The sequence below is a fragment of the Paraburkholderia kirstenboschensis genome, assembly GCF_032806925.1.
GTDB classification, from domain to species: Bacteria; Pseudomonadota; Gammaproteobacteria; order Burkholderiales; family Burkholderiaceae; genus Paraburkholderia; species Paraburkholderia kirstenboschensis.
On the sequence record NZ_CP136512.1, the window covers coordinates 751,918 to 777,079 of the forward strand.

19 protein-coding genes and 1 pseudogene are annotated in these 25,162 nt (G+C 62.0%); 8 read left to right on the plus strand and 12 right to left on the minus strand.

The annotated features are described in order from the left end of the window. Positions 1 to 28: 28 nt before the first annotated feature. The 4 genes from frc to RW095_RS12110 form a co-directional block, all read right to left on the minus strand. Positions 29 to 1,276, minus strand: a complete 1,248-nt coding sequence (gene frc, locus RW095_RS12095) for a formyl-CoA transferase (RefSeq protein ID WP_317019257.1) — start codon at positions 1,274 to 1,276, stop codon at positions 29 to 31. Between the two features lie 24 nt (positions 1,277 to 1,300). Further along, positions 1,301 to 3,064: a thiamine pyrophosphate-binding protein gene (locus RW095_RS12100; RefSeq protein ID WP_317019258.1), complete on the minus strand. Its 1,764-nt coding sequence runs from the start codon at positions 3,062 to 3,064 to the stop codon at positions 1,301 to 1,303. 514 nt (positions 3,065 to 3,578) lie between these two features. Further along, positions 3,579 to 4,298: a GntR family transcriptional regulator gene (locus RW095_RS12105; protein ID WP_027800908.1), complete on the minus strand. Its 720-nt coding sequence runs from the start codon at positions 4,296 to 4,298 to the stop codon at positions 3,579 to 3,581. Further along, entirely contained in the window at positions 4,276 to 4,494 is a 219-nt protein-coding gene (locus tag RW095_RS12110; protein ID WP_128597653.1) for a hypothetical protein, read from the minus strand. Before RW095_RS12110 ends, RW095_RS12105 begins: the two co-directional genes overlap by 23 nt. Before the next feature lie 366 nt (positions 4,495 to 4,860). On the opposite strand from RW095_RS12110, the gene shiA reads away from it, so the two are divergent. From shiA to RW095_RS12125, 3 genes are all read left to right on the plus strand, one after another. Then, the gene (shiA, locus tag RW095_RS12115) at positions 4,861 to 6,177 is read left to right on the plus strand and encodes a shikimate transporter (protein ID WP_317019259.1); all 1,317 of its coding nucleotides are present in this window, start codon (positions 4,861 to 4,863) and stop codon (positions 6,175 to 6,177) included. 364 nt (positions 6,178 to 6,541) lie between these two features. After that, positions 6,542 to 7,945, plus strand: coding sequence for an L-lactate MFS transporter (locus RW095_RS12120; RefSeq protein WP_317019260.1), 1,404 nt, complete (start codon positions 6,542 to 6,544; stop codon positions 7,943 to 7,945). Positions 7,946 to 7,955: 10 nt separating this feature from the next. Next, positions 7,956 to 8,084, plus strand: coding sequence for an MFS transporter small subunit (locus tag RW095_RS12125; protein ID WP_020068039.1), 129 nt, complete (start codon positions 7,956 to 7,958; stop codon positions 8,082 to 8,084). Positions 8,085 to 8,154: 70 nt separating this feature from the next. On the opposite strand, the gene RW095_RS12130 is transcribed toward RW095_RS12125, so the two are convergent. The 3 genes from RW095_RS12130 to RW095_RS12140 form a co-directional block, all read right to left on the minus strand. Continuing rightward, positions 8,155 to 11,028, minus strand: coding sequence for a YadA-like family protein (locus RW095_RS12130; RefSeq protein WP_317019261.1), 2,874 nt, complete (start codon positions 11,026 to 11,028; stop codon positions 8,155 to 8,157). A 385-nt stretch (positions 11,029 to 11,413) separates the two neighbouring features. Continuing rightward, the gene (locus RW095_RS12135) at positions 11,414 to 11,839 is read right to left on the minus strand and encodes a DUF3830 family protein (RefSeq protein WP_128597655.1); all 426 of its coding nucleotides are present in this window, start codon (positions 11,837 to 11,839) and stop codon (positions 11,414 to 11,416) included. 496 nt (positions 11,840 to 12,335) lie between these two features. Continuing rightward, complete coding sequence (locus tag RW095_RS12140) at positions 12,336 to 13,259, minus strand: AraC family transcriptional regulator (protein ID WP_317019262.1); 924 nt, start codon at positions 13,257 to 13,259, stop codon at positions 12,336 to 12,338. A 175-nt stretch (positions 13,260 to 13,434) separates the two neighbouring features. On the opposite strand from RW095_RS12140, the gene RW095_RS12145 reads away from it, so the two are divergent. Continuing rightward, positions 13,435 to 14,433 (plus strand): helix-turn-helix transcriptional regulator, encoded by a 999-nt coding sequence (locus RW095_RS12145; RefSeq protein ID WP_317019263.1) that lies wholly within the window; start codon positions 13,435 to 13,437, stop codon positions 14,431 to 14,433. Between the two features lie 80 nt (positions 14,434 to 14,513). Here RW095_RS12145 and RW095_RS12150 read toward each other — a convergent pair whose 3' ends face one another. Further along, positions 14,514 to 15,275, minus strand: a complete 762-nt coding sequence (locus RW095_RS12150) for an ABC transporter permease (protein WP_027800918.1) — start codon at positions 15,273 to 15,275, stop codon at positions 14,514 to 14,516. After that, positions 15,272 to 16,198 carry an ABC transporter ATP-binding protein gene (locus tag RW095_RS12155; RefSeq protein ID WP_317019264.1) on the minus strand — a complete coding sequence of 309 codons (927 nt, stop codon included), beginning with the start codon at positions 16,196 to 16,198 and terminating at the stop codon, positions 15,272 to 15,274. Before RW095_RS12155 ends, RW095_RS12150 begins: the two co-directional genes overlap by 4 nt. A gap of 377 nt (positions 16,199 to 16,575) precedes the next feature. Here RW095_RS12155 and RW095_RS12160 point away from each other — a divergent pair, with 377 nt between their 5' ends. Next, a complete protein-coding gene (locus tag RW095_RS12160; protein ID WP_317019265.1) occupies positions 16,576 to 16,989 on the plus strand; it encodes a hypothetical protein in 414 nt (137 codons plus the stop codon). Between the two features lie 193 nt (positions 16,990 to 17,182). On the opposite strand, the gene RW095_RS12165 is transcribed toward RW095_RS12160, so the two are convergent. Together RW095_RS12165 and RW095_RS12170 are read right to left on the minus strand one after the other, a co-directional pair. Then, entirely contained in the window at positions 17,183 to 18,838 is a 1,656-nt protein-coding gene (locus tag RW095_RS12165; RefSeq protein ID WP_394365122.1) for a tannase/feruloyl esterase family alpha/beta hydrolase, read from the minus strand. Between the two features lie 26 nt (positions 18,839 to 18,864). Further along, on the minus strand, positions 18,865 to 19,971 hold the full coding sequence (locus tag RW095_RS12170; RefSeq protein WP_317019267.1) for an OpgC domain-containing protein: 1,107 nt from the start codon (positions 19,969 to 19,971) through the stop codon (positions 18,865 to 18,867). 539 nt (positions 19,972 to 20,510) lie between these two features. On the opposite strand from RW095_RS12170, the gene RW095_RS12175 reads away from it, so the two are divergent. Further along, a complete protein-coding gene (locus tag RW095_RS12175; protein WP_317019268.1) occupies positions 20,511 to 21,728 on the plus strand; it encodes an acyltransferase family protein in 1,218 nt (405 codons plus the stop codon). Between the two features lie 64 nt (positions 21,729 to 21,792). Further along, positions 21,793 to 22,047, plus strand: coding sequence for a hypothetical protein (locus RW095_RS12180; RefSeq protein WP_317019269.1), 255 nt, complete (start codon positions 21,793 to 21,795; stop codon positions 22,045 to 22,047). A 19-nt stretch (positions 22,048 to 22,066) separates the two neighbouring features. Here the strand turns inward: RW095_RS12180 and RW095_RS12185 are convergent, their stop codons facing one another. Then, positions 22,067 to 23,971, minus strand: coding sequence for an AAA family ATPase (locus RW095_RS12185; RefSeq protein WP_317019270.1), 1,905 nt, complete (start codon positions 23,969 to 23,971; stop codon positions 22,067 to 22,069). Between the two features lie 533 nt (positions 23,972 to 24,504). Here RW095_RS12185 and RW095_RS12190 point away from each other — a divergent pair. Further along, a pseudogene (locus RW095_RS12190) lies at positions 24,505 to 25,126 on the plus strand (ABC transporter ATP-binding protein). Positions 25,127 to 25,162 lie beyond the last annotated feature (36 nt).

Below are 25,162 nucleotides of genomic sequence, written 5' to 3' on the forward strand. Positions count from 1 at the left end.
GGCTTGCACTACGGTTTTTCTAATGCGCCTAGATGGCGCCGGCGGTACGCAATGCGCTGATCTGTTCGGGTGAATAACCCAGTTCAGCCATGACTTCGTCGGTATGTTCGCCAAGCAGCGGCGAGCGCTTGACTTCGGTGGGGCTGTCGGACAGTTTGATAGGATTGCCAACTGTCAGATATTTGCCGCGCGTCGGATGATCGACTTCGACGATCGTGCCGGTTTGACGCAGCGAGGGCTCTTCCGCGATCTCCTTCATCGACAGAATCGGCCCGCACGGAATGTCGTACTTGTTGAGGATCTGCATGGCCTCGAACTTGGTCTTGGTCATGGTCCAGCGTTCGATCTCCGCGAAAATATCTTTCAGGCGCGGCAGCCGCGCGGCGGGCGTCGCGTAGTCGGGATCGGTGGCCCACTCTTCCTTACCGATCACGTTGCAGATCTTCGCCCACACCGGAGCCTGCGTAATGAAGTAGATGTACGCGTTCGGATCGGTCTCCCAGCCTTTGCACTTCAGAATCCAGCCGGGCTGACCGCCGCCAGACGCATTGCCTGCGCGCGGCACCGCTTCGCCGAACTTGCCGTTCGGATACTGCGGATACTCTTTCATCACACCGGTGCGTTCAAGCCGTTGCTGATCGCGCAACTTCACGCGACACAGATTGAGCACGCCGTCCTGCATCGCGGCAAGTACGCGCTGGCCACGGCCGGTTTGCGTGCGCTGATAAAGCGCGGTGACGATGCCGAGCGCGAGATGCAAACCCGTGCCGCTGTCGCCGATCTGCGCGCCGCTCACGACAGGGGGGCCGTCGTCGAAGCCCGTTGTGGATGCCGCGCCGCCCGCGCACTGCGCGACGTTCTCGTAGACCTTGCAGTCCTCGTACGGGCCAGGGCCAAAGCCCTTCACCGACGCAACGATCATGCGCGGGTTCAATTCCTGAATGCGCTCCCACGTAAAACCCATGCGATCCAGCGCGCCCGGCGCAAAGTTCTCCACCAGCACGTCGCATTTCTGTATTAGCGCTTCGAGAACCTGCTTGCCCTCGGGGTTCTTCGTGTCGATCGTGACCGAACGCTTGTTATGGTTGAGCATCGTGAAGTACAGGCTATCCACGTCCGGAATGTCACGCAGTTGTTCGCGGGTGATGTCGCCCGCTCCGGCTCGCTCCACCTTGATCACGTCCGCGCCGAACCACGCCAGCAATTGCGTGCATGTCGGGCCCGATTGCACATGCGTGAAATCGAGAATGCGCACGCCGTCGAGTGCTTTTCCCATGTCGTGTCTCCTAAGGTATCCGTATTACTTGTACATGGTCTGGTTCTTCGTGCCCGGTGCATACTCGCGCGGGTCGACCCAGATATTGACAACAGCCGAGCGCCCCGTGCGATGAATCGCTTCGCGTGCACGCTGCAATGCGCCTGCAATCTGAGCGGGGGCGCGGACCTCCTCGCCGTGGCCGCCGAGCATTTCGGCGAACTTGCTGAAAGGCACGTCGCTCAGCAGATTGCCTACATTGCCGCGCTCGTCGCCATATTTGGCAAGCTGGCCGTAGCGGATCTGGTTCATCGCCGAGTTATTGCCGATCACCGCGAGGTACGGTGCGCCGAAGCGGTTGGCCGTTTCCATGTCGAACGCGGTCATGCCGAACGAGCCGTCGCCGTAGTAGCACAGCACTTCTTTCTGCGGATGCGCGATCTTGGCCGCAAGCGCGAAGCCGGTACCGACGCCGAGCGAGCCGAGCGCGCCCGGGTCCATCCATTGGCCAGGACGGCGCGGACGAACGGCTTGCGCGGAGATCGTCACGACGTCGCCGCCGTCGCCGATATAAACGGTGTCGTCGGAGAGAAACTCATTGAGTTCGTAGGCCACGCGATACGGATGGATCGGCGTGCTGTTCGACTTGAAGAGCGGCATGAGCTTTTCAGTCGCCGTGGCTTCGGCGTCCTGCAACTGCGCCATCCACTTGCGGCGTGCCTGGCGCTTGTCGTCCTTCAGGCGGCCGCTTGCGGCTTGCAATACGGCGGCGAGGATCGCGCCCGGATCGCCAACCAGACCGACGTCGATATCGCGGTTCTTGCCGACAGTCCGGTAGTCCATGTCGATCTGCACAAGCGTCAGTTCCTTGCTGATGCGCTTGCCATACCCCATGCGGAAATCGAACGGTGTGCCGACGACGATGAGAACGTCCGCATTGGCAAACGCCTGTGAACGCGTGCGGTCGAAGTGATGCGGATCGCCCGGCGGCAGCAGCCCGCGGCTCGCGCCATTGAAATAGCCGGGAATGTCGAGGCCGCGTAGCAGCGCGATCGCTTCCTCGTGACCGCGCGCGGTCCACACCTGCTGTCCGTACAGAATCGCGGGGCGCTCGGAGTTGACGAGAATGTCCGCGAGCTTCTCGATATCGCGCGGGTCGCCAATCGATTTCGTCGACGCACGATAGTGACCCGGCTGCGGCACGACCGCGCGCGTGAGGTCGACTTCGCGATCGAGCACGTCTCGTGGAATTTCCAGGTAAGCCGGACCGGGCGCGCCGTTGAAACACTCGCGCGCGGCCATCGAGATCATGTCGGCGACCCGCTCAGTGCTTGACACGCTGGCGGCGAACTTCGTGATAGGCGCCATGATGTCGACGTGCGGCAGGTCTTGCAGCGAGCCCATCTTGTGTTGCGTCAGCGCCCCCTGTCCACCGATATGCAGGACGGGGCTCTCGGAGCGGAACGCAGTCGCGATGCCCGTCACCGCGTTCGTGCAGCCGGGACCCGCGGTTGTAACCACGCAGCCGAGCTTGCCGGTCTGCCGCGCATAGCCGTCTGCCGCGTGCGCCGCGACCTGCTCATGGCGCACGTCGATGATGCGAATCCCTTCGTCCACACAACCGTCGTAAATGTCGATGATGTGGCCGCCGCACAGCGTGAAGATCGTATCGACCCCTTCGTTTTTTAGCGCCTTCGCGACCAGATGGCCGCCCGAGACGACGCCCGCGTTGCGCGCCTTCTGCTTGAGCGTGTCTTCGGCGGTGGTGCTGGCTGTGCTTGGGTTCAGGGATGAAACAACTGCAGACATGGTCGTCTCCTGTGTGTCGACCGGAGCCTGCGCTCTTGCGCTCGATCCGGTCCCATGCTTTTGCATCGATGGAGGTTCGCGCTTGGGCGCTTACTCCGGTCCCCTGAAAGACTGCTGCTTGGTGGTTCCATAACGGTTATTGACGGACGCCCCGCTTCGGGACTCGCGTCCGCGTCTCACACACTGACCTCTCCACATACAGTATGTGATATATCATTAGGAGGCAAGAGCTATCCAACGGCTTTCCCAACTCTCGTATTCCCTCGAACAGCCTTACCGGACGGGGCATCGCCGCTTTACACGCCTTATCCCGCCACCGGTTCAAGGGAAAACACTGAGCAGACTCCATATGCGCTCACTGTTGATATATCACATACCACCTTTCAAGAGACGTCAAGCGCGGTGTTTCCCTACGAGCGGAGCGGCAAAAAAAAGCCCGCGGTGTGCGAACACCGCGGGCTTCTTGCCGACCTGATCTTGTGGCCGCTGGCAGCGGCCTCGGCTTACTCAGCCATCAGTCGAGAAAGTCGCAGTTCTTCTCCACGAACGCCGCCAAATCGAGCGAATGCTGGCGCGTGAGACGCTCGGCCAGTTCCGTGTCCCGCTTTTCCAGCGCCTCGATAATGCGTAAGTGGTCGACGATCGACCGCGAAGCGCGATCGCTCTGCGAAATGGTCATGCGCCGGATGGCGCGCACGTGGATAAAAATATTCTTGATGGTGTCGAGAATGATCTGCGACTTCGACAACTCGACGATGGCCTGGTGAAACGCGATGTTCGCGTCGGAATACTCGGCGATGTGCTCGGCCGGCGTGCCGTCGCGGAAATTGTCGAACATGTGCCGCAGGCGGGCGATTTCCTCGTCCGTGGCGCGCTGCGTCGCGAGACGCGCCGCCATGCTTTCAAGCGCGGCCCACATGTGGATCATTTCGACGATCTCGCGTTTGCTCTTGCGCACGATGTAAATGCCGCGGCGAGGGACCATACGCAGAAAGCCCTCCTGCTCGAGCAGCGTCATCGCCTCGCGCACCGGCGTGCGGCTTACTCCGAGCGTTTCGCTCAGCACGCGCTCGTCCAGACGGATTTCATCACGCGTCTGGTAGATGTCCGCGTCGGCGATAGCCTGACGCAACATTGCGTAAGCCTGATCGCGCAAGCTCGCGCTTGCGCCGATAGGCTGCAACGACAATGTCAAAGGTGTTGCCACTGCTTCAGTTTGAAGTTCCGACGACATTCATCGCCTCTTGTTGAACATGCATACGATAAGGCACCGCCGCTTCCACGCGTTGCTCATCAAGGCCGATGAAGCGGCCATGTTGCGCTGCGAGTTGCGCGACCGGCTGCGGAATCCAGCGGGCCAGCAGAACGGTGGCGGAACAGCCTAAGCCAACAACAGCGGCAGCCAGCAGCGAGAGAGGAACAAATTCCATTTATAGCTCCAAACGATTGAGTGAACGAATGACTCAATCATATGCTGCATCGCCGCAAAAATCAATATTCGGTATGTAGTATATCAGCGCCTGTTGTTTTCACATCATCTCTTACGGTAGCACGCACCGCTCCGTCTCGCCTGCCCGTTCGATTAAACCTCGCGACGCTCCGTGTATACGCGGAAAACGCGCGCTATTCGCGCGGCAGCGTCCGGTAATCGCGCAATTCTCCGGACTGCGGATTGTGCGGCGCCCGCCTCGTCATTAATCTTCCGAACATCCTGCAACCGATCAGCGGCGCCAGCGTAAGCCGCGAGGGCGCCGCGCCGGTCACGCAGTCGTTTCGAGAATCCAGGGAGACCCGTCATGAGCACTACCATCTCGCCGGCCGCAGCGGCCGACAATCGCACGGCGCGCAGCCGGGCACGCAAAGCGGCGCTGGGCAGCTTTGTCGGCGCCGTCGTCGACTGGTACGACTTTCTGCTGTACGGGATTGTTGCGGCACTGGTCTTCAACGCGGAGTTCTTTCCGAAAGTTAGCCCAGCGATGGGCACGCTGGCCGCCTTCGCCACTTTCGGCGTCGGCTTTCTGTTCCGCCCGCTCGGCGGCTTCGTGTTCGGCCATTTCGGCGATAGGCTCGGTCGCAAGCGCATGCTCGTGCTCACCGTGATGATGATGGGCCTTTCCACCGCCGCAATTGGTCTGCTGCCATCGTTTTCGACGATCGGCTGGATCGCGCCGGTGCTGCTCGTCACGCTACGCGCGATCCAGGGCTTCGCGGTCGGCGGCGAATGGGGCGGCGCAGCGTTGATGGCCGTCGAAAGCGCGCCGGAAAAGAAAAAGGCTTTTTACAGCAGCGGCGTTCAGGTCGGCTACGGCGTGGGCCTCGTGCTGGCGACGGGCCTCGTCGCGCTGATCAGCCGTTCGATGGACAACGCGTCGTTCATGAACTGGGGTTGGCGCCTGCCGTTTCTCTTCAGTGTGGTGCTGGTGCTGATTGCAATGTGGATTCGCTCGAGCATGGAAGAGTCGCAGGAGTTCGTCGAAAAAGTCGGCGCGCGCGGCGAGCGCAGTGTGCGGCTGCCGATCGTTGAAGCGCTGCTGCGTCATCCGAAGGCGTTCCTCCTGATCATTGCGCTGCGTCTTGCCGAGCTGTTCACGATGTATATCGTGACCGCGTTCGCGCTCAACTACTCGACGGCGAATCTTCACATGCCGCGCGAATTCTTCCTCACGATCGGCCTGCTGGTCGGCGCGGTGAGCTGCGTGACCATTCCACTCTTTGCAATGCTCGCCGACCGTTTCGGCCGCCGCCGCGTGTATATCGTCGGCGCGCTCGTCGGCATGTTCAGCGCGGTGCCGTTTTTTCTCGCTCTCGAAGCACGCTCGACCGTGTGGATCGTCGTGTTCGCCGTAATGCTCGCGAACATCGCCCACGACATGGTGGTAAGCGTTCAGCAGCCGATGTTCACCGAACTCTTCGGCACCGAATACCGCTATAGCGGCGCGGGAGTCGGCTACCAGGTGGCGAGTGTGGTTGGCGGCGGCTTCACGCCGTTCATCGCGGTCGCGCTGGTCAGTTTTGCCGGCGGTTCATGGCACCCGGTGGCCGGCTATCTCGCGATCGGCTGCCTGATCTCAGTGCTGGTCGCCGCGAAAATGAAGACCGGACGCACCGTCTGAATGACTGATCGCGGTTGAAAAAGCCGGCGTGGCGTTATTGCCACCGCCGGCTTTTTTACTTTTTGCCCCCTGTTTCACGGCTTGCGCCGGCAGGTCGTACCTCGAATGGTGTTATTGCTGCCGCGATCTGGCGGATTGTCGTCGGATTTCCTCGGGCAATGCCTTATGCGTTTCTATCTCATATTGCCAACCCGACCCTACCGCCCTATCGTTCGACCAAGCAAGTTTCCAGCGGAATTTGCGTTCATATGAAGCACAGCCGCATATATGAACCGGCATCGAGTAGCAATTATTACGCCGCAAACACTAAAGCATTCGGTCTGATGCGCCGATAACAAAGACTTCGCTTTCGGGGAGACCGACCATGAGTAGCATCACCGAGCCGCAGCCCAATTCAGGCTCCGCGCCATTCTTTTCAAAAGAAGCCACCATCGCAAAACCTGGTTTTTCGCGCTGGATGGTTCCACCCGCGGCACTCGCCGTTCATCTCTGTATCGGCCAGGCGTATGCGTTTTCCGTGTTCAACGGCCCGCTGACCAAGGTTATCGGCATCACGCAATCTGCTCCGGACGACTGGTCGCTGACCTCTCTCGGCTGGATCTTCTCGCTGGCGATCGTATTCCTCGGTCTGTCGGCGGCGTTCGCCGGCAAGTGGCTCGAACACGTCGGCCCGCGCCGCACGATGTTCACCGCTGCCTGCTGCTTCGGCGGCGGCTTCCTGATTTCCGCGTTGGGCGTGTACATGCACCAGATCGCGCTGCTGTATCTCGGCTACGGCGTGATCGGCGGGATCGGGCTCGGCTTGGGCTACGTGTCGCCGGTGTCGACGCTGATCCGCTGGTTTCCAGACCGCCGCGGCATGGCGACCGGCATGGCGATCATGGGCTTCGGCGGCGGCGCGATGATCGCGGCGCCGTTGTCGGTCGCGCTGATGAATCATTTCCGCAGCGCCACGAGCATCGGCGTGGCTGAAACGTTCATCGTGCTCGGCATCGTGTACTTCATCTCGATGTCGATCGGCGCCTTGGCCATTCGCGTGCCGCCGGCGGACTGGAAACCGGCAGGCTGGACCCCGCCGCAAACCTCGCAGCAGAAGATGATCACGCGTAACCACGTGCACATCGACGAAGCCCTGAAGACGCAGCAGTTCTATCTGATCTGGCTCGTGCTGTTCCTGAACGTGACCGCAGGCATCGGCATTCTCGGCCAGGCTTCGGTGATGATCCAGGAAAGCTTCAAGGGCACCGTGACGGCGGCCGCCGCAGCCGGCTTCGTCGGTCTGCTGTCGCTGTTCAACATGGGTGGCCGCTTCGTGTGGGCATCGGCTTCGGACTGGATCGGCCGCAAGAACACCTACTTCATCTTTTTCGCGCTCGGCGCGGTGTTGTACTTCCTGGTGCCGAGTTTCGCCGCGTCCGGTCACATGGCCCTCTTCGTGCTGTCCTACTGCATCATCCTCACGATGTACGGCGGCGGCTTTGCGACGGTGCCCGCCTATCTCGCCGACATGTTCGGCACGGCATTCGTCGGCGGCATTCATGGACGTTTGCTGACCGCCTGGGCCGCGGCTGGCGTTGCGGGCCCGGTGCTGGTCAACTACATCCGCGCCTATGAAGTCGCGCACGGCGTGGCAAAAGCCGACGCCTACACGATGACGGTTCACATCATGACCGTGCTGCTGGTGATCGGCTTCATCTGCAATCTGTTGGTCAAGCGTGTGGACGACAAGCATCACATGACCGACGCACAAGTCGCCAAGGGCGCATAAGGAGACTCGCATGTCGACCGTTCAACCCGTACACCCGACCAACAAGGTCAAGCTAGCCGTTTTCTGGCTATATGTGATGGTTCCTCTTGCGTGGGGCGTGTACAACACGCTCGCGCAAGCGATGAAGCTCTTCCAGTAAGCGCACCCGCACCCCGCCGTTCCCGCGGTGGGGTGCCCGCCACCGGCACGTCTCGCCGGCTGGCGTCCCCCTACCACTGATACGCGGCGCCGGCGCCCACCGAGGTCGTCACCGAACTGATGCCCGCGCTCAACTTCACCTTGAAGTTTTGCGCGACGCGCGCCGACAGGCCCACCGCCACCGCCTGATAACCCATGTAGCCCGCCGTGCCCACGCCGATTGCGAGGTTCTTCGTAGCATCCACGTCGGGGACCATGTTCATCGCCATCGCCGATGCCGTTCCCGCATAGGCGCGCCGCGCGAGATCGCCCATGCCGCTGTTGAACTGCTGCATGTTGACGGCGTCGCCCGCCGCCTGCCCCGGCGCGAGGTTGGTGATACGGCGCTCGTTGCCCGACGAGCCCACGGAAACCGTATCCGGCTGATCCGCGACCGACCCTTCGCCAAGCGCAACCGTGTTCGCGGCCGATGCTTTCGCGCCGCCGCCCAAGGCCAGCGAACCGTTACCGGTCGCCTGCGGAGCTTCTGCCGAACTGTTGACGGCCATGTAGGCATTGCCATTGGCCGTATAGTTCTTGACGGTCTTGTCGATGCTGCTGATCTGCTGGTTGGTTTGCCACAGCTGCGCGCCGGTGACGGCGTCGCTGCTGGTTGCCGAGACTTCGCCGTTCTTCAGGTTGGTCATCTGCACTGTCGGCGCATTAGCCGATGTGCCGCCGAGCGTCACCTTGTCATGCGCCGAACTGTCGTACTCAAGCGCGTTCGCAACCGTTCCGCCGATGCGGCCGACCGCGCTTTGCAAGCCGGCGATATCCCCGCTGTTCTGCGTGACGCGGCCATCGAGATTGCTGAGCGCTCCGCCAACGGTGCTCACCACCTGGCCGCCCACCCTGTATGACGGTGCGCTAACCGAGCCGTCGGCATTCACCGTCGAGCCGCCGCCTAGCGCCGTAGCCGTGCTCGCTGCCTGCGCGAAGAGTTGTGAACCGTTGACCGCGTCGGTGCTCGCCGCGTTCAGCGAGCCGCGCCCGACGCCCGTGACCACACGGTTGCCCAGCGTGCCCGCCACGCTGATCGCCCGGCCGTCCGTGGACGCGCCGATCTGGATGACGCGCGAGGCCGGATCTTGCGTCACGAGGCCAATGCCGCCCTTCTCGACTTTCTGCTGCAAGGTGGTCAACCCGTTGTCGAGCGAGCCGAGCGCATCGCCGACATTGCTCTGCGTGCTGCCTTGCACGTGATACGACGGAGCGGTCACCGAACCGTCGATACCGATCTGGGCGCCGCCGCCGAGTCCGGCCACAACCGGGCTGAACTGCGCAAAATTGATCGCCGACGTGTCCGTGCGGCCCGCCGCGACGCCGGTCAATTGGCGCGCGCCGCCGGTGCCCGCAAAATCGACGCGTGCGCCGTTCGTATTCTGACCAACGCTGATGATGCGCGAAGCCAGGTCTTGCTGGACAACCCCGATCTCGCCGTTCGTGATCTGGTTCGCAACGTTCGTGAGATTGCCCTCGAGAGTGGTGGTGCGTGTGTCGAGCCCGGCGATCTTCGTTGTGTTCACGCTCACGCGCTGATCGAGGTTGGCGATGTTCGTCGTGTTGGCGCCGACGTGCTCGTCGAGGGTCGCGATGTTATCGCTGTTCAACGCTATCGCCCGATTGGTCGCGAACAGTTGCCCGCCGTTCACTGCGTCCACGCTGTCACTTGTGAGATTCGCAGCGCTTACGTTGGTCACGCGAACCGGCGCGCCAGCGTTGCCAAGCGTCATGCTGTCGTGCACGGAAGAGTCGTATTGCACCGAATTGGTCGTGGCCGCCGCGATCGCACTCGCGCCCGTAGCCGCACTCGTCGCGGTACTGGTTGCAACGCTCGTCGTGACGGCTGCCGCAAGCGCCGATCCGACGTCGCCATATGTAACTCCGCCGATGTTGTAGACAGGTGCCTTTGCCGTGCCATCCACATTCACAGCCGACCCGCCGCCCAGCGCCGCGGCCACGCTCGCCGCGTTGCCGTACAGTTGCGCGCCGTTCACGGCGTCGGTGCTCGATGCGCCGATCGTGCCGCGCGACAAGCCGGTAACCGTGCGGTTGCCGTTCAAGCCGGCCACGTTGACCCGAATACCGGTAGACAACGGCGCAACCAGAATGTCGCGCGTACCCAGATCCTGTTTGACTAGGCCGATGCTGCCCGACACGATTTGCGACTGCAGCGACGTAATGCCCGTGTCCAACGAAGTGAGCGCGTTGCCCACGGTGGTTTGCGTGCCCGACTGCACGTAGTACCTCGGGCCGACTGTCGAGCCGCTCGCACTGACCGAGGCGCCGCCGCCCAATGTCGACACGACCTGCTTGAGTTGCGTTAGATTGACTGCCGACTGCGCTCCCGTGCCCGCCGCGACGCCGAGAAGCTCGCGCGGCCCGCCGAGTCCGGTGAAGTCCACGGAACGGCCATCAGTGCCTGCGCCAACGGTGAGATTGGTCGTACCGAGGTCCTGCCGAACCAACCCGACCTGACCGTTGTCGAGGTTGTTGACGAGGCTGGACAGGCTTGCCGAATTCTGCGAGACCGCGTCGTTCGTCGCGTGGAGTTGCGCGCCTGTTACCGCGTCGGAACTGCTCGCGGTCAATGCAGCTTGCGCCAGGTTGGTCAGCTTGACGGGAGTGCCGGGGTTGCCGAGCGTTGCTATGTCGTGTGCTCCGCTATCGTAGAACAACGCGTCGGCGACATTCGCGCAGCCGGCCGGCGGACACTCCTGTGCGCCGGCCGGCTGCGCAAACACAAGCGCGCCGAGCAGGCCAGCGCTCGCAGCAGCCACGGCCCGGCATACTGAAGCGCATTTCGCGCCCCCGCATTTCGTGCTCCCGCTTCTCGCTGCTTCGGACGCCGCCACGTAGACGCGTCTTGCTTCGTTCCATACGGTTTTATAGGTTTTGTTCAACATTCCTCCCACTCGGAATCGATTAACTTTTGCCGAGATTTTCTTATGTCATCCTAAGTATTGTTTCCAATCGACGGACTTAGGACGCACCGGCCAATCCGGCAAACAAGGCTCAAACGCCGAGTGTGCAGCCGCTTCCGCAGTTCGCGAATACGATTAATCCTAAAAGCTAATTTTTACCTTGAATTAGCTAAAAGGCATAATGCGATTCAGATTAAAACTGCCAAATGTCTTAATCCGGAATGTGGATGATTAAGCGGCTTTAAGTCGAATGCTGAGAGTGGCCGAGAACCGGCATAGAAGAAATACGAGCCAGTCAGTGCTGGCTCGTAAGTAGAAAACCGTGGCGCTGCGAACGTCGCGGCGCGGTGCCGAATGGTGAGAGCGCTCAGATCTTTTCGAAGAGTATGTCTTGCGCGCCTTCCCACAGCACCTTGACGCCGACTTCGCGCAACTTCTCCTTGCCTTCGACGATCGTCAAGAAATGGTTGCCCGCAAGCTGCCCCATCTTGCTCGCGAAGCAGCACGAGCCATAGGCGATGAGGAGTTCCGTTTCGCTGTAGCCGCCCGGATAAAACAGAATGTCGCCGACCGACGGATGGCTCGTGTGATTCTCGAAACCGACCGCCGCGCCGTCGTTCTCCAGCTTGAACTCGCCGAGCGGCACCCAGCAGCCTTCGCCACTCCAGCGCACATGGATGATCTTCTGGCGGTACGGCAGCAGCTTCAGGAAGGCGGCCACGGTTTGCGGCGCGTCGGGATTCGTTTCGGCGATAAAGACGTGGCCGCAGGAGGTGATTCGAAGTCGGGTCATCGCTAGGTATCCGGTATGTCGTGAATGAGGATGAGGATGGTCGGTCGGATGCGGTTCGGGCCAAGCCGTGGGCCGGTCATTCTGTCGTCCCGTGCAAGCCTTGGACAGATACAGTTCGCAATCAGCCTGTCAGGCCAGTTCGACCCGCCACGCGGCCGCCAGTCGCAGCTTGCGCAAGTGAAGGCGGCACCCCCGTGCCAGATGCGCCCCACGTTGCGCCACGAATGTTCGTAGTTTGCAAGCCGCGCAATGCACAGCACACTTCGAAAGGTGCGTGATTCCTACAGACGGCATTCCGGCTTCGTCTTTCCTTGCATGGCGCAGTCAACCGGCCGCGAATCCAAAGCGCGAACGAAAGGCGCAGCGCCGCCAGGCTTCGAAGGGCGCCGCTCGCACCTGCGAGTGCAGTGGTCACCGTTTCTCACCGGCTGTTGCCGGAACTCCGCCTGCGGCTAGATTGCCTACTTGCCCGCCGTTGCCGACGCGCGTGCGCCTGTCAGCCGCGCAGCCGGTAGCCAAGCGGTGTCACGCCGTAATCGCGCTTGAACTGCACGGAGAAATGACTGGCATTCTCGTAACCAACCGCAATTGCAATCTGCAGCACCGTCTGATCGGTCGAACGCAACAGCCTCGCCGCTTGCTCGAGCCGCAAGCGCGTCACATACTGATGCGGCGTCTCGCCAGTTTCACGGCGAAAGACGCGGGCAAAATGGAAGCTGCTTAAACCGGCCTGCGCGGCGAGATCGTCAATTGCCAGATCCGCGCCAAGGTTCGCGCGTATGTAGTCGGTCACGCGCCGGATGCGGCGCGGTACCAGCCGTTCGGGTTGCGCGAGCCGCGCCGTCCCTGCTTGCCGTCCGCCCGAATAATGTTGAAGAAGATGCGCGGCAAGCGCGTGGACCAGCGCATCGACATAAAGGCGCGAGTCGGCCGGATCGCTGGCGGCGCGATGCAATGCAGTCAGCATGGCGGCGACCAGCGGGTCGTGGAACCGCATTGCGTCGCTGAGCGACAGTTCGCGGCGTGATCCGTCGAGTTCCATCTGATCGGCTACGCTGTCGATCAGGCTGCGCTCAATATGTAAATGGACGGTCGACAGCGGCTCGTCGCTGATCGAACGCCACCGCCAGGAGACCGGCGCGGGCGGCACGTACCAGACGTCGCCCACCCGAAGGTCGGCGCTTTCCCAGCGCCCGTTCAGATTGCGTTCGAGATGCTCGGCGCCGCTCGCGAGCGTCATCAGCGTGAGGTCTTGCAGACCGGGTGCTTCCAGCAGTTCCTGCTCGTCCGGTTCGAGATAGGAGCGCAACACCAGGTGCCGCCACGGGCGATCCACGCTCGACACCAGTTTTTGGCCCGCCATATAGCGGTCGTAGGCAAGCGTCGTTGTCAGCTTTGGAATTCGTGTCATCACGTCCATTCCCAAGGAGGTGCCGTATGCATATGAGAGAACTCAGTCACACCCGCGTTGCCGGTCGGCTGTCAGCGCAAGATCGCAAAAATGATAGCAAGGAACCGGCTACCGCAATTTTTGGAAATAGCTAATCATTAGGGTGTCGTCTTTCACGCGTTTCGAACGCCGGAGCTACCGTTTCATGGAACACGAATGCGATACGCTGCCGCATTGGCTGACCGGTTCGCCGCAGGGCGAATCCGGCCATGCATCCGCAGCATACAACCCGGCGGTCACCGCACAACCGGCCTACCCGGCCGGCACGCGGCAGCCCGCCAAGTCAGCCCACGCGGCTGAAGCATCGATGGTATCGAGCCGCGCGGCAACAGGCGCGGCGCCCGCTGGTTTCCTCACCCTCTTCACCGAGGAGGAGATCGGCACGCCCGCGCCCGCCGCACGGCGCGCGCCCGTCATCAGTCCGCTGGTGCGTTTTGGCAGTGCGCAGGACCGCATCGAATTCGTGCGGCAACGCATCAGGCAGTTGGGCTTCAACTCGTTCAGCTATACGGCCACGCGCACGTCGGCGCATCGCAAGACAATGTTCGTGCTGACGAGCTACGAGTCGCAAAGCTGGCTCACGCGCTATTTCCGCGAGCGTTATTTCGAGCTCGATCCGCGCGTGGCGCTGGCCTCGCCAACGGGCATGCCGTTCCTCTGGAACACGGTCGACATGCGCGCCGACCTGCCGCGCGCGCAAATGCGCAGCGAGCGGCTCGGCGGTCTGATCGACATGCTCGAGGCGACCGGCCGAAAGAGCGGCATTCTCACGCAAATGCCGCTGCCCGAGCCGGAGTTGAGCGCGAGCCTGTGCTTTAACTCGGAGATCGGCAATCCACGCTGGATGACCGAATCGATCGTCGCGGAAACGCTGATGTTCGCGCACACGATTCATGAATTCATCTGGACGCACGCGAAAAGCGTGATCGGCATGACGCCCGCGCAGCAGCAGCGCGTCACGTTGAGCGAGTTGCAGCACGCGGTGCTGAAGGCGGTGGTGCAAGGGCAGCGCGACAAGGAAATTGCGTATTTCCTCGGGCTGTCGCCGCATAACGTCGACTATCACTTGCGGCGTCTGCGGCAATTGTTCAACGTGCGCAACCGCGTGCAGCTGATCAACGTTGCGAAAGCCTACGTGTCGTAGACCGGGTCGGTGTCGCAGTAACCCATGCGAACGGCATGACGGCGAGCGCCGTCATGCCGTTTTCTTATCAGCAGAAGCAGTCAGCTCTTGAGCCGGTAACCCGTCTTGAAGATCCACGCGACGATCGCGAGAAACACGGCCAGAAAGAGAGCCGTCATACCTAGACTCACCTCGACGTTGACATCCGCGAGTCCGTAGAAGCTCCAGCGGAATCCGCTCACCAGATAGACGATCGGATTGAACAGCGTCACGACTTTCCAGAACGGCGGCAGCATGTTTACCGCATAGAAGCTCCCGCCGAGAAACGTGAGCGGCGTAATGATCAGCAGCGGCACCAGTTGCAGCTTCTCGAAGCTATCCGCCCATATGCCGATAATGAACCCGAGCAGGCTGAAGGTAACCGCCGTCAGCACGAGGAACAGGATCATCCAGAATGGATGCTGCACTTGCAGCGGCACGAACAGGCCCGCCGTCGCGAGAATGATGAGCCCGAGCAGAATAGACTTGGTGGCCGCCGCGCCCACGTAACTCACGACGATTTCCAGATACGAAACCGGCGCCGACAACAACTCGTAGATCGTGCCGGTGAAACGCGGAAAGTAAATGCCGAACGACGCGTTCGAAATGCTCTGCGACAGCAACGACAACATGATCAGTCCCGGCACGATGAACGCGCCGTAGCTGATGCCGTCCACTTCCTTGATACGCGAGCCGATGGCCGCGCCGAACACGACAAAGTACAGCGATGTGGAAATCACCGGCGCGATGATGCTTTGCATCAGCGTCCGCCAGGTGCGCGCCATCTCGAACTTGTAGATCGCGCGAATGGCGTAGAGATTCATTGGTTACCTCGAAGCAGACTCACGAAGATGTCTTCAAGCGAACTCTGCGTGGTGTGCAGGTCCTTGAAACGGATGCTGGCGTCGTCGAGCGCCTTGAGCAGCGCAATGATGTCGGTGCGGCCGCCGTCGCCTTCGTACGTGTAGATCAACTCGTTGCCGCCCTTCGCGACATCGAGCCCATAGCCTGCGAGCGCCGCCGGCAACGCGGCGAGCGGACTTTCCAGCTGCAGCGTCAACTGCTTTTTGCCGAGCTTGCGCATCAACTCCGTTTTCTCTTCGACGAGCATGATTTCGCCGCCGTTGATCACGCCGATGCGGTCGGCCATTTCCTCCGCTTCGTCGATGTAATGCGTAGTGAGGATGATCGTCACTCCGCTTGCCGCGAGCGAGCGCACGAGCTTCCACATGTCGCGGCGCAATTCGACGTCGACGCCCGCCGTGGGTTCGTCGAGGAACAGCACGCGCGGTTCGTGCGACAGCGCCTTCGCGATCAGCACGCGGCGCTTCATGCCGCCCGACAGCGTGATGATCTTGCTATCGCGTTTTTCCCACAGCGACAGGTCGCGCAACACCTTCTCGACATACGCGGGGTTTTTCGGCTTGCCGAACAGGCCACGGCTGAACGACACAGTCGCCCATACGGTTTCGAACGAATCGGTGGTGAGCTCCTGTGGCACGAGGCCGATTAGGGAGCGCGCGCCCCGATAGTCGGCGGCGATATCGCGGCCGTCGACCGTCACGCTGCCTTCGCTCGCGTTGACAATGCCGCAGACGATGCTGATGAGCGTGGTCTTGCCCGCCCCGTTCGGCCCCAGAAGGGCGAAGATTTCTCCCCGGTTGATCGCCAGATTGATGTTTTTTAGCGCCTGAAAACCGCTGGCATAGGTTTTCGACAGATTCGTGACTGAGACGATTGGCTGCATGGATTCGACGATGGCAGACACCGCTGTGAAAGTGGATGAAATGACGCGCAAGCGCGACCGCACCCGCAATGTAATGGAATCTGCAAAAGCGTGCAGTGGAAAGGATGGGAGCCGCAGCGAACCCGGAGCGACGGTGCGTGCTGCAATGCTCGTCGCTGGCGCCTTCGCTGCACTGCAAGAAAGTTCGGTTTCCGTAGCGATATCGGCCGACGCGCTGCCAACCCGCGCCGTCCCAGGAACGCGCCATGCTCGACTGATGGCCGTGCCGCTGCGCCTGTGCGTTCAGCGCCGGCAACCAAGGCACAGTGCTTGCGGCAGTCTTGGCATGTGGGTGCGACGCGCTCGCGTGACATCAATCGACTCTATGGAGATGAACCATGAAACGCTTTACCAAGACGATTTTTGCTTCGGCGCTTGTGATGGCACTCTCGGGCGCAGCCGTTGCGCAAGCTGGCGGCGGTGCCGGTGGCGGCGGTGCGGGCGGCGGCGCTGGTGCGGGCGCGGGCGGTTCGGGCGGTAACGGCGTGGGCGCCGGCGGCGGCACGACGGGCGGCGCAGGCGGAACCGCAACCCCGGGCGTGGGTACGGGCACGATGAAGCACCCGGGCGACTCGGGCTATGGCTCGCCGGGCGTGACCGGCACGGGCGGCGGCATGGGCACGGGTACCGGCGCGTCGCCGAATAGCGCTACCACCAACCGGTCCAGTAACGGCATGAGCAACGGTACGGGCGGTACAAACGGTACGGGTAGTACGGGCGGTACGGGCGGCACGATGAAGAACGGCCAGTAACGAAGGTCAGTATTCAAGCAGGTTTTGACGCTGCAAAAGCGGCGTTGAAAAGGGACGGCGGTGCCGCTGCGCGGCATCGCCGTCCTTCTGTTCTCGAGCCGCGTTACGACGCCGGAAACCGGATGGTGGATTTTGCAACGACTCCAATGTAAAGAAGTCGCGCGTTGCATCGAAGCAGAATCGCAGCACAAGGTCAGGGTTCCGTGCACACGAAGCTGCTTGCGAGATTCACATTGCCCTTACCCGTATAACGTGGAAACAGCGGATAGCGGCACAGTGGGCGCGAGCGTCCATTGGTCGCCGCGGCGATGTCGGTGGCGACCAACGTTTCCGGGGACGCGCCGCGCGTCACCCAGTTATCGAGCGCACCGAGCAGATCCACCGACGGAATGAATGCGCCGCTGCCGTGCTGAAAACCCGGCACCATGTACAAGCGCATGAAACGATTGACCTCGTCCACACCGTAGCGATCGACCAAAGCCTGACGGTAGGCAATCGTCTGATTCGGGCTGATGACTTCGTCGACGAGACCTTGCAGCGTAATGAGCTTGCCGCCGCGCGCAATGTAGCGCGCAAGATCCGGATTCATCGCGCCGATGGTTTCGGAAAGCGCGATCAACTGTGCGCGATATTTACCGGGGCGCTGCGGATCGAATCTGAGCGAGTCGAACTCCGCGTCCCGCGCAACGAAGTAGCGTACGTAGCCGTCGCCTTGCGCGAACAGATAACCGTTGGCGTAAAACCTCGGCACGGCCAAACGCTCCGCTTGATGTCCCAACCCGAGCGAGCCTGTCAGGTGCGTACCCTGAAAGACGTTGTAGCCGCGATAGCCGGCGACGTTCCAAGCCAGTTTGTACGGCAGGGACAAGCCGTCGCGCAGCACCATCAACGTGGCGAGTTGCGGCTCGCTCAGACATTGCTCGTGCGACGGCATGCGTCCCGCACAACGCAACGACTCGATGATTTCCGCTTCATGCTCGCGGCATGCGGAAACGTCGCTCACGATGCCGTCCGCGGCGCCGTCCAGCCGGTCGCAAACGCCGAGCGTCCGTTGATAGACCTGCTCCAGCAGCAACGGCGGAACATAGCCGCCCGGCGTTGCATATTCGGCCTGGCCGAGCTTGACGCCGATCAGGCGCACGCCCGAAAAGTTGAGCGCGGGCGAATTGGCGATCACGCCGTCGTAGTCGTCGGGGAAGCGCTGTATCACCGTGTAGCCTTCGCGGCCACCCGTCGAGCCGCCGCCAAAGTACATTCGCTGCGGCGGCCGGCCGTATGCGCGCGCAATCAGTGCAAGCGCGGCGTCGTGTGTCTTCTTGAGATGCGCATAGCCGAAGTTCGTCACGGCTTCGTCGACGAGACCGAACACCGCGAGCGAGGAATCGCCGACATGTCCGGAATCGTCGCCGAAGGTCGCATAGCCTTGCGCGAGCGGCGCGCGATCCGGCGAGAACGGCATCACGCCGGTGCCGCTCACCACGACGCCGTTATAGCCGCCTCCGCCGATTTGCAGCGCGCGGCCGTTCCAGCGGCGCGGCAGATTCAGGTCGAAGCGGATGTCGGGTGTGGTCGCTTTGAGCGCCTTGATGCGGCCCGTGATGCGGCAATACTCGCCGCCTTGCTGATTGCCCGGCGCGGTTGCGCCGACCATCGATGCGCTCTCGATCTGCGCGCCGGCCGTCGGCAACGCGATGAGTTCCGGCGGCAACACGGCGCCCGTGAACTCTGCGCAACGCATCGACAGCGGCGCATCTTTCTGCGCGGCGAACACCGTATGAGCGCCGGGCCCCAGCAATGTACCGGCAACGGTGGCCGCGACCGCCCATGCGCGGGCACTCGCGGTTCGCATTGAACGCATGCGGCGCGACCGCGCCTTCATCCGCAACGCGCGCCGCTCGCAGCCGCACGCAACTGCTGTCCCTTCCAGCCGTGCCAGCCGCGCGCAAGAATCAGCAGCGCACCGATGGCGACGAAGTCTCCGGCCAGTCCGATCAACACGCCGCGCACGCCGTGAAACGTATGCGGGGTCGCTGTGTCCACAACCAACGACACCAGCGTGCCGCCGACAAAACATACGAGCCCGGTCCGGCCCACGGTGACCACGGCGGGCAAGCGCTGCGCGAGCCGCGCGATGCTGCCCATGCGCACGAGCCGCGCGGCAAGCCAGGCAATGACGATGAAGTTGATCACGCGATCCACGGAAAGATTCTGTTTAAGGGTGCCGGCCAACGGCTGCGTCAGCACGAACAGTTTGACGGCGGCAAACGCGAGCACCGCGACAACAGCGGCTCGCGTGAACCAGCGCGCCGCCTCGCCGGCATGAAACTGCTCGCTGATGGGCGCGAGCCGGCAGACAATGCCGAGCACGAACATCAGTTGCCATGCAAACGGATTAAAAGCCCAGTCGGCCATATCGTCAATGCTAAATAGCACGGCCAGCGGCCGCGCGAGCCACCACACAGCCGCGCTGAGCAGGAGCGTCATGACGCGCGAGCGCAGCGCCAGCGGCACCACAAGGGGCACGCAGAACGCGAAGAACAGGTACATCGGCAACACGCTCGACAGGTAAGGCTGCCGTCGCAACACCGCGATCTCGACCGCCTGATGCAGCGGTTGCATAGCGAAAGGCGGCCAGCCGGTAAGCTCGACCATCGCGTGATTCAGCCGCAGAAACGCGAGAACCGCGCCCGAGAGCAGCGTGAGCACCGCCGTCAATAGATACGCGCGGTAGATTTCCCAGCAGCGTCGCACGAAGCGCAGCTTGGCGGCCCTCTCTCCGCGGGCGGCAAACACCGCCGTGTACGCCGCCGCCGACGCATAGCCGCCGAGGAACACGAACACCTCAGCCGAATCGCACAGTGCATACGCGTGCAGCATCAGATGAGAAAGCGTGCTGCTGGGCATGTGATCCAGCACGATGACGATCAGCACGACGCCGCGAAAGAAGTCCACTTCGAGGGAGCGTCCGCGGCGAATTTCCATTCGTGTTCTCGCAGGAAAGTTATCCAGCAACACGTCAAGATATAGCGTTCCTGCAGATGCCGTGCGGTCACGTCGTGGGTGCTGACAAGCAGCCTGTCATTCGAGGCGTCGCGCTGGGAATCTGAAATCCGCGTGTCGGCATGCGGTAAGAGTGATTCGCCGCGCATTGGATTTGCAGCAAGTTTTGCGGCTTTCATGTGGAACGAGCAAAGACGTCCGACCAATATCGTAGAAAAAAATCGGCGCAACGCAGCATGCGATTTTTTTCGCTTTTTTTCATCGTAGGATGAATTCATGCATGACCGTCGGAGTTCGCGCATCCCGCGCGAAAGTTTCTCCGCACGGCGGCCACTCATGTGGACCGGACACGCTTGCCCGCCGACCTGCGTTCGGCGGGAGCGTTGAGCGTCACTGCGACGCCTTCTTTTTGCCGCTGCTCGTTTGCGTGATCGAGCTGTCATTCGCGCGGCACCGGTCCTTCCATTACCGACCTGAACGGTCGCGCACCGCGCACCGCCTTCGCATTGGAAGACACTCACATGAACAACAGGATTGCCGGCTTCGACGGACTGCGCGCCATTGCAGTCCTGATGGTCTTTCTGCAACACCGGCTATTCGGCGACATCGGCGAGATAGGCCATCTGGGCGTGTGGATCTTCTTCGCGCTGAGCGGCTTTCTGATCATCGGCATTCTGTCGGCCCAGCGGCAGCGTATCGAGCAAAGCGGCAGCCGTTTCGGAGCAGATCTCAAGCGCTTCCTGTTTCGCCGGACGCTGCGGATCTTTCCGATCTACTACCTGATGCTGACGGTGATGGGCGCGCTGATGCTCTTTGGCATGGCGAGTCCCGAACTCGCGAGCGGCATGCCGTATCACTTCGCCTACCTGTCGAACTTCTGGATCGGCTCGGTGCTGCACTACTGGCCAGGGCGCTACTCTCATTTGTGGAGTCTTGCCATCGAGGAGCAGTTCTATCTCGTGTTCGCACCGCTCCTGTTGCTGCTCGCGGCGCGGCGGCATCTGGCGGTATGCGTGCTGATCGTCGTGACGGGACTGATTGCGCTTCTGGCGATGCGTGCCGCGCATTGTCAGGAGATCACGATCTACACGCATCCGTTGAGCAACTTCTGGTTGTTGGCGCTCGGCGGAATGGGCGGCTTGGTGATCGCTGGGAACGCCGGCGGTGCAGGCGGTGCACCGGGCGTGCGCGCCTGGCTGGGGCACGGCGCGACGCTGTTTGTTTTGAGCCTTTGTCTCGTGGGCTTTTGTGCAACCGAGCCGGCGTGGAGCGACATCGAAAATCCCCTGCTTTTTACCGGCGTCAGCGGCGCGTATGGGCTGTGCATAGCGGCGCTGGTATGTTCGATTGCGTGCTGCCGTAATACGGTCGTGATAGGTCTACTGGAAGCGCGCTGGCTTGCCGGTCTCGGACGCATCAGCTATGGCTTTTATCTGTATCACAACCTCATTCCGGACCTGACGCGCAATCGTCATGCACAAGCGCTGTTCGGCGGTGTGGTGCCGCTGTGGGCGCATGCGGCCGGGATTGCGGCGTCGTTTGGGATTTCGCTCGGAATGGCGGTGCTGTCGTGGCGAATCATCGAAGAACCCATTCTTCGTTTGAAGACGCGGCGTGCTGCCTCGAACAACGTAAGTTCTGCATCGACACGCGCGGCAACGCTTACGGCAAGTTCAACGGCGAAGCAGCGGAGCCCGCGCGCGTCGGCGGACGAGGGTACCGCTTCAGACGCCGCTTGACGTCGCACTCGTGGCACAGGCGTTGCTGGCAGGTGATATGACAGTTACCCACTGGAGATGCGCCGTGGCCACTCAGCCCAATAGCTCGAACGAGCACGACCAGCACAAATCGGAAGATCCGGGCGGTCCGCCCACTGAGGTCTCCAAACCCATTGGCGATGCAATCCCGACACCGGTCGAACCGGGGCTCGACCAGCCGCTGCCGGAAAAAGACGCAAACCCGCTACCAGCTGACGACGCCGAGGCCAAGCGCGATCCGTTGGGCGAGACAGAGACGCCCCCAGGCGTTCCACCGCCCGGACCGTCGGACTTCGCGTAGCGTGGTGGTGCCTGGCCGCTCAAGCCGCCTCGGGCTCATGCACGATCTTCAGCGTGCTCTTGTGCTCCTTGATCAGGCGATACACCGTTTCGCCCGGCACGGTTTCCTGCTCGAGAAGTTCATCGGCGATAGCGCGCAGCACAGGTTCATATGCATGCAGCAGGCTGTAACACTGCTCGTTCAGCTCCTTGAGCAGCACGTTTGCCTGCTCGATCGCCCCCTTCATCTGCAGACCCGCGTATTGCGAAGGCAATGCGGCGAGGCTAAACAGATTGCCGTCGCTGTTGAAGCCGAACTTCGACACCATGTCGAGGCTGATGCGCGACGCTTCCTGCAAGTCAGAGGCGGCTCCGCTCGACGCTTCGGAGAACGCCAGAATTTCCGCATTACGGCCGCCGAGCAAGACCTTCACTTCGTTGCGAATCTCGGTCTCGCGATAAAGATGCTTGTCCTGCGCCTTGGTGATAAGCGCGACGCCCAGCGCGCCCCCACGCGGCAGGATCGTGACCTCCTCGAGCACGCCCGTGTTCAGCAGCGCCGCAACCAGGCCATGCCCGGCTTCATGCACGGCAATACGCGTGCGTTCGTCCTCGGTCAATGCTCGTTCCGCGCCGCTCACGTCGCCGATACGCGCGATCTTGATCGCCTCGATGAAATGCTTTGCCGCGATCTCGGTGTCGCCGGCTTTGCGTGCGACGAGCCCCGCCTGATTCACGACCATAGCGACGGTCGCCGGCGACAAGCCCGTGGTCAGGCGCGCGAGCTGATCGTAGTCGATGTCCGCGGCCTTCGACTTCAGCTTCTGGGCATAGAAACGGAAAATCTTCGCGCGGTCCTCGCGATCGGGCAGGCGAACCTGCACGGTGCGATCGAAACGGCCAGGCCGGCGCAAGGCCTCGTCGAGATTATCCGGATGATTGGTGGCCGCGACGATAATCACGCCTTCGTTCGAAGCAAAGCCGTCCATTTCCGCCAGCAACTGATTGATGATGCGGTTGCTCTCCGCTTCGACCGGACCGCCGCCCGTGTCGGTGCGCTTCGCGAGGCCGTCGGCTTCGTCGATGAAGATCACCGTGGGCGCATTCTTGCGCGCCATTTCAAACAGATGCTTGACCTTCTGGATGCCGACGCCGTAATACTTGGCGCTGAAATAGCTGCCAGTGATCGAGATGAAGCTCGCGCCGCATTCTCCTGCCAGCGCCTGTGCGAGCCGCGTTTTGCCCACGCCGGGGCCGCCCACCATCAGGATGCCGCACGGCGCTCGTACGCCCATCGACGTGAATTGCTTCGGGTTCGACAGATAGCCGCGAATGTCCGCGAGCGCCGCCTTCGCTTCGCCGGCGCCGATCACGTCGTCGAAGCGCAGCGTGGGCGCCTTGCCGAGCAGCGTCGCGCCGCCGCGCATCTCGCGGCGCATGAACCACACCATGCCGCCGATCAGCAGCAACGGCAGCAGCAGGCTGATTACGTCGCGCGTCTGATCGAACGCCTGGACCCAGTTCGAGCCGCCCGTGCGGATGTCCGCATCGGGCAGCCACACCAGTTGGTATGAAGCCGCGTCGCCGTTCTTCGGCTCGCCGAGTAACAGCGCGTGTGAGAAGGTCGCGTTGTGGTCGGTCACGAAGTATTTCGAGCCGTCGCGCTTCGACACGAGAATCGCACTGGGACTCACACCGATTGCGGCGACCTTCGCATCATGAATGTCGCGCAGCATTTGCGACGCGTCTTTCTCCTCGCGCGTCCACGCCGACGTGTCGTGGCGCATCTGGTTGGCAACGCCGGTTAGCGCGGGCGCGACCTGGGACGAGCGCTGCTGGTAATGCCAGAAACTGAATGCGAGCGTCAGTGCGATGAGCGCCGCTGCCGCCGCAATGGCGAATTTGCGCGCGCGTGTTTTTCCAAGCGAATTCTTTCCCGGCTTCATGAGTCACTTCCAAAAACGGGCTCAAGCGAGCCCCGATACATATCGAATCAGAGAGGATGAGCGGTTGGGAGAGGAATCGGCAATTGCGACGCCATGCCTGCCCGGAAGAAAGGACACCCAACCATGCGTCCCTTTTTCACCAGCCGCGTATGAGCCAGTATGCAGTGCGGCTGCTTCTTTCAAATCGCAGAAAAGGCCTGTTTCTACCGCTTATCCCGCAGGTTGATGCTGGCGGAAATTAGGGGCGCGAGCGGCGCATGAATGCGGGGGAACACTGCTCCGTCGCACAGTTTAGCAGCGTAAAAAAGGCCGCGTATTCTGTAGACCTATCATTTTCACCCCGCCCCATTTTTCGTGGAGCCCATGCAGTTTGTCGGTCTGAGCGCGCGGTTCGGCGTTACCGTTGCCAACGCGCGGTATATCGGAGCGATCGTCCGGTTTTTGTTAGGCTTCGCCATCCGTCCCAATTCCGCCCGCGCTCGGCTCAAATGGGTGGTGCGCGGCGAGCCCCACCACACGTCACACTCACACTCATGCTTCGATTTCAGAACCTCAGCAAGCGCTATGGCGACCGCGTCATCTTTCAGCGACTTTCGCACGACTCTGCCGCGGGCTGCGTCGCGCTCAACGACGAGTCCGGCAGCGGCAAATCCACCTTGCTCGGCATGCTTGCCGGCGTGATCGAGGCTGATGAAGGGGAAATCTGGCTGGGCGGCCATTCACTGCGCGCGGCGCGTAAGGCCGCGCAATCGCTGCTGACGTACGTGCCCGAGGATTGCATGCCGTCACCTGATCCAACCGGCCGCGAATATCTGCAGCGCGTGGCGTCGGCGAGACACGCGGTGGTCAATGAGGCGACGCTGGCGCTCGCCGACCGCTTCGGCCTCACGCCGCATCTGGAAAAGCGCTTTGAACAGATGTCGTTCGGCACGCGCAAGAAGTTTTTTCTGACGGCCGCGGTGATTGGCGAAACGAAGGTGCTGATCGCGGACGAGCCCGTCGGCGGACTCGACGCCGCCGCGCACGGTGCTGGTGGATCTGTTCACGACGCTCGCGCAAACCCGCACCGTGTTCTTCTCCAGTTACGACGAAGCGTTCACTGAAGCATGCGCGGCCAAAAGCATCACGTTCGCAGATCTCACGCAGCACGGTTGAGCTTCACCGCGCTGCGCGGACGCTAAACCGCGTAAC

Excerpts from the sequence above, each read along its gene's own strand:
- RW095_RS12155 (WP_317019264.1), bottom strand. The coding sequence starts at position 16,198 with ATGCAGCCAATCGTCTCAGTCACGAATCTGTCGAAAACCTATGCCAGC.
- RW095_RS12150 (WP_027800918.1), bottom strand. The coding sequence starts at position 15,275 with ATGAATCTCTACGCCATTCGCGCGATCTACAAGTTCGAGATGGCGCGC.
- RW095_RS12185 (WP_317019270.1), bottom strand. The coding sequence starts at position 23,971 with ATGAAGCCGGGAAAGAATTCGCTTGGAAAAACACGCGCGCGCAAATTC.
- RW095_RS12145 (WP_317019263.1), top strand. The coding sequence starts at position 13,435 with ATGGAACACGAATGCGATACGCTGCCGCATTGGCTGACCGGTTCGCCG.
- RW095_RS12140 (WP_317019262.1), bottom strand. The coding sequence starts at position 13,259 with ATGGACGTGATGACACGAATTCCAAAGCTGACAACGACGCTTGCCTAC.
- RW095_RS12170 (WP_317019267.1), bottom strand. The coding sequence starts at position 19,971 with ATGGAAATTCGCCGCGGACGCTCCCTCGAAGTGGACTTCTTTCGCGGC.
- RW095_RS12165 (WP_394365122.1), bottom strand. The coding sequence starts at position 18,838 with ATGCGAACCGCGAGTGCCCGCGCATGGGCGGTCGCGGCCACCGTTGCC.
- RW095_RS12125 (WP_020068039.1), top strand. The coding sequence starts at position 7,956 with ATGTCGACCGTTCAACCCGTACACCCGACCAACAAGGTCAAGCTAGCC.
- RW095_RS12110 (WP_128597653.1), bottom strand. The coding sequence starts at position 4,494 with ATGGAATTTGTTCCTCTCTCGCTGCTGGCTGCCGCTGTTGTTGGCTTA.
- RW095_RS12100 (WP_317019258.1), bottom strand. The coding sequence starts at position 3,064 with ATGTCTGCAGTTGTTTCATCCCTGAACCCAAGCACAGCCAGCACCACC.
- RW095_RS12175 (WP_317019268.1), top strand. The coding sequence starts at position 20,511 with ATGAACAACAGGATTGCCGGCTTCGACGGACTGCGCGCCATTGCAGTC.
- RW095_RS12105 (WP_027800908.1), bottom strand. The coding sequence starts at position 4,298 with ATGTCGTCGGAACTTCAAACTGAAGCAGTGGCAACACCTTTGACATTG.
- RW095_RS12130 (WP_317019261.1), bottom strand. The coding sequence starts at position 11,028 with ATGTTGAACAAAACCTATAAAACCGTATGGAACGAAGCAAGACGCGTC.
- RW095_RS12120 (WP_317019260.1), top strand. The coding sequence starts at position 6,542 with ATGAGTAGCATCACCGAGCCGCAGCCCAATTCAGGCTCCGCGCCATTC.
- frc (WP_317019257.1), bottom strand. The coding sequence starts at position 1,276 with ATGGGAAAAGCACTCGACGGCGTGCGCATTCTCGATTTCACGCATGTG.
- RW095_RS12160 (WP_317019265.1), top strand. The coding sequence starts at position 16,576 with ATGAAACGCTTTACCAAGACGATTTTTGCTTCGGCGCTTGTGATGGCA.
- RW095_RS12135 (WP_128597655.1), bottom strand. The coding sequence starts at position 11,839 with ATGACCCGACTTCGAATCACCTCCTGCGGCCACGTCTTTATCGCCGAA.
- shiA (WP_317019259.1), top strand. The coding sequence starts at position 4,861 with ATGAGCACTACCATCTCGCCGGCCGCAGCGGCCGACAATCGCACGGCG.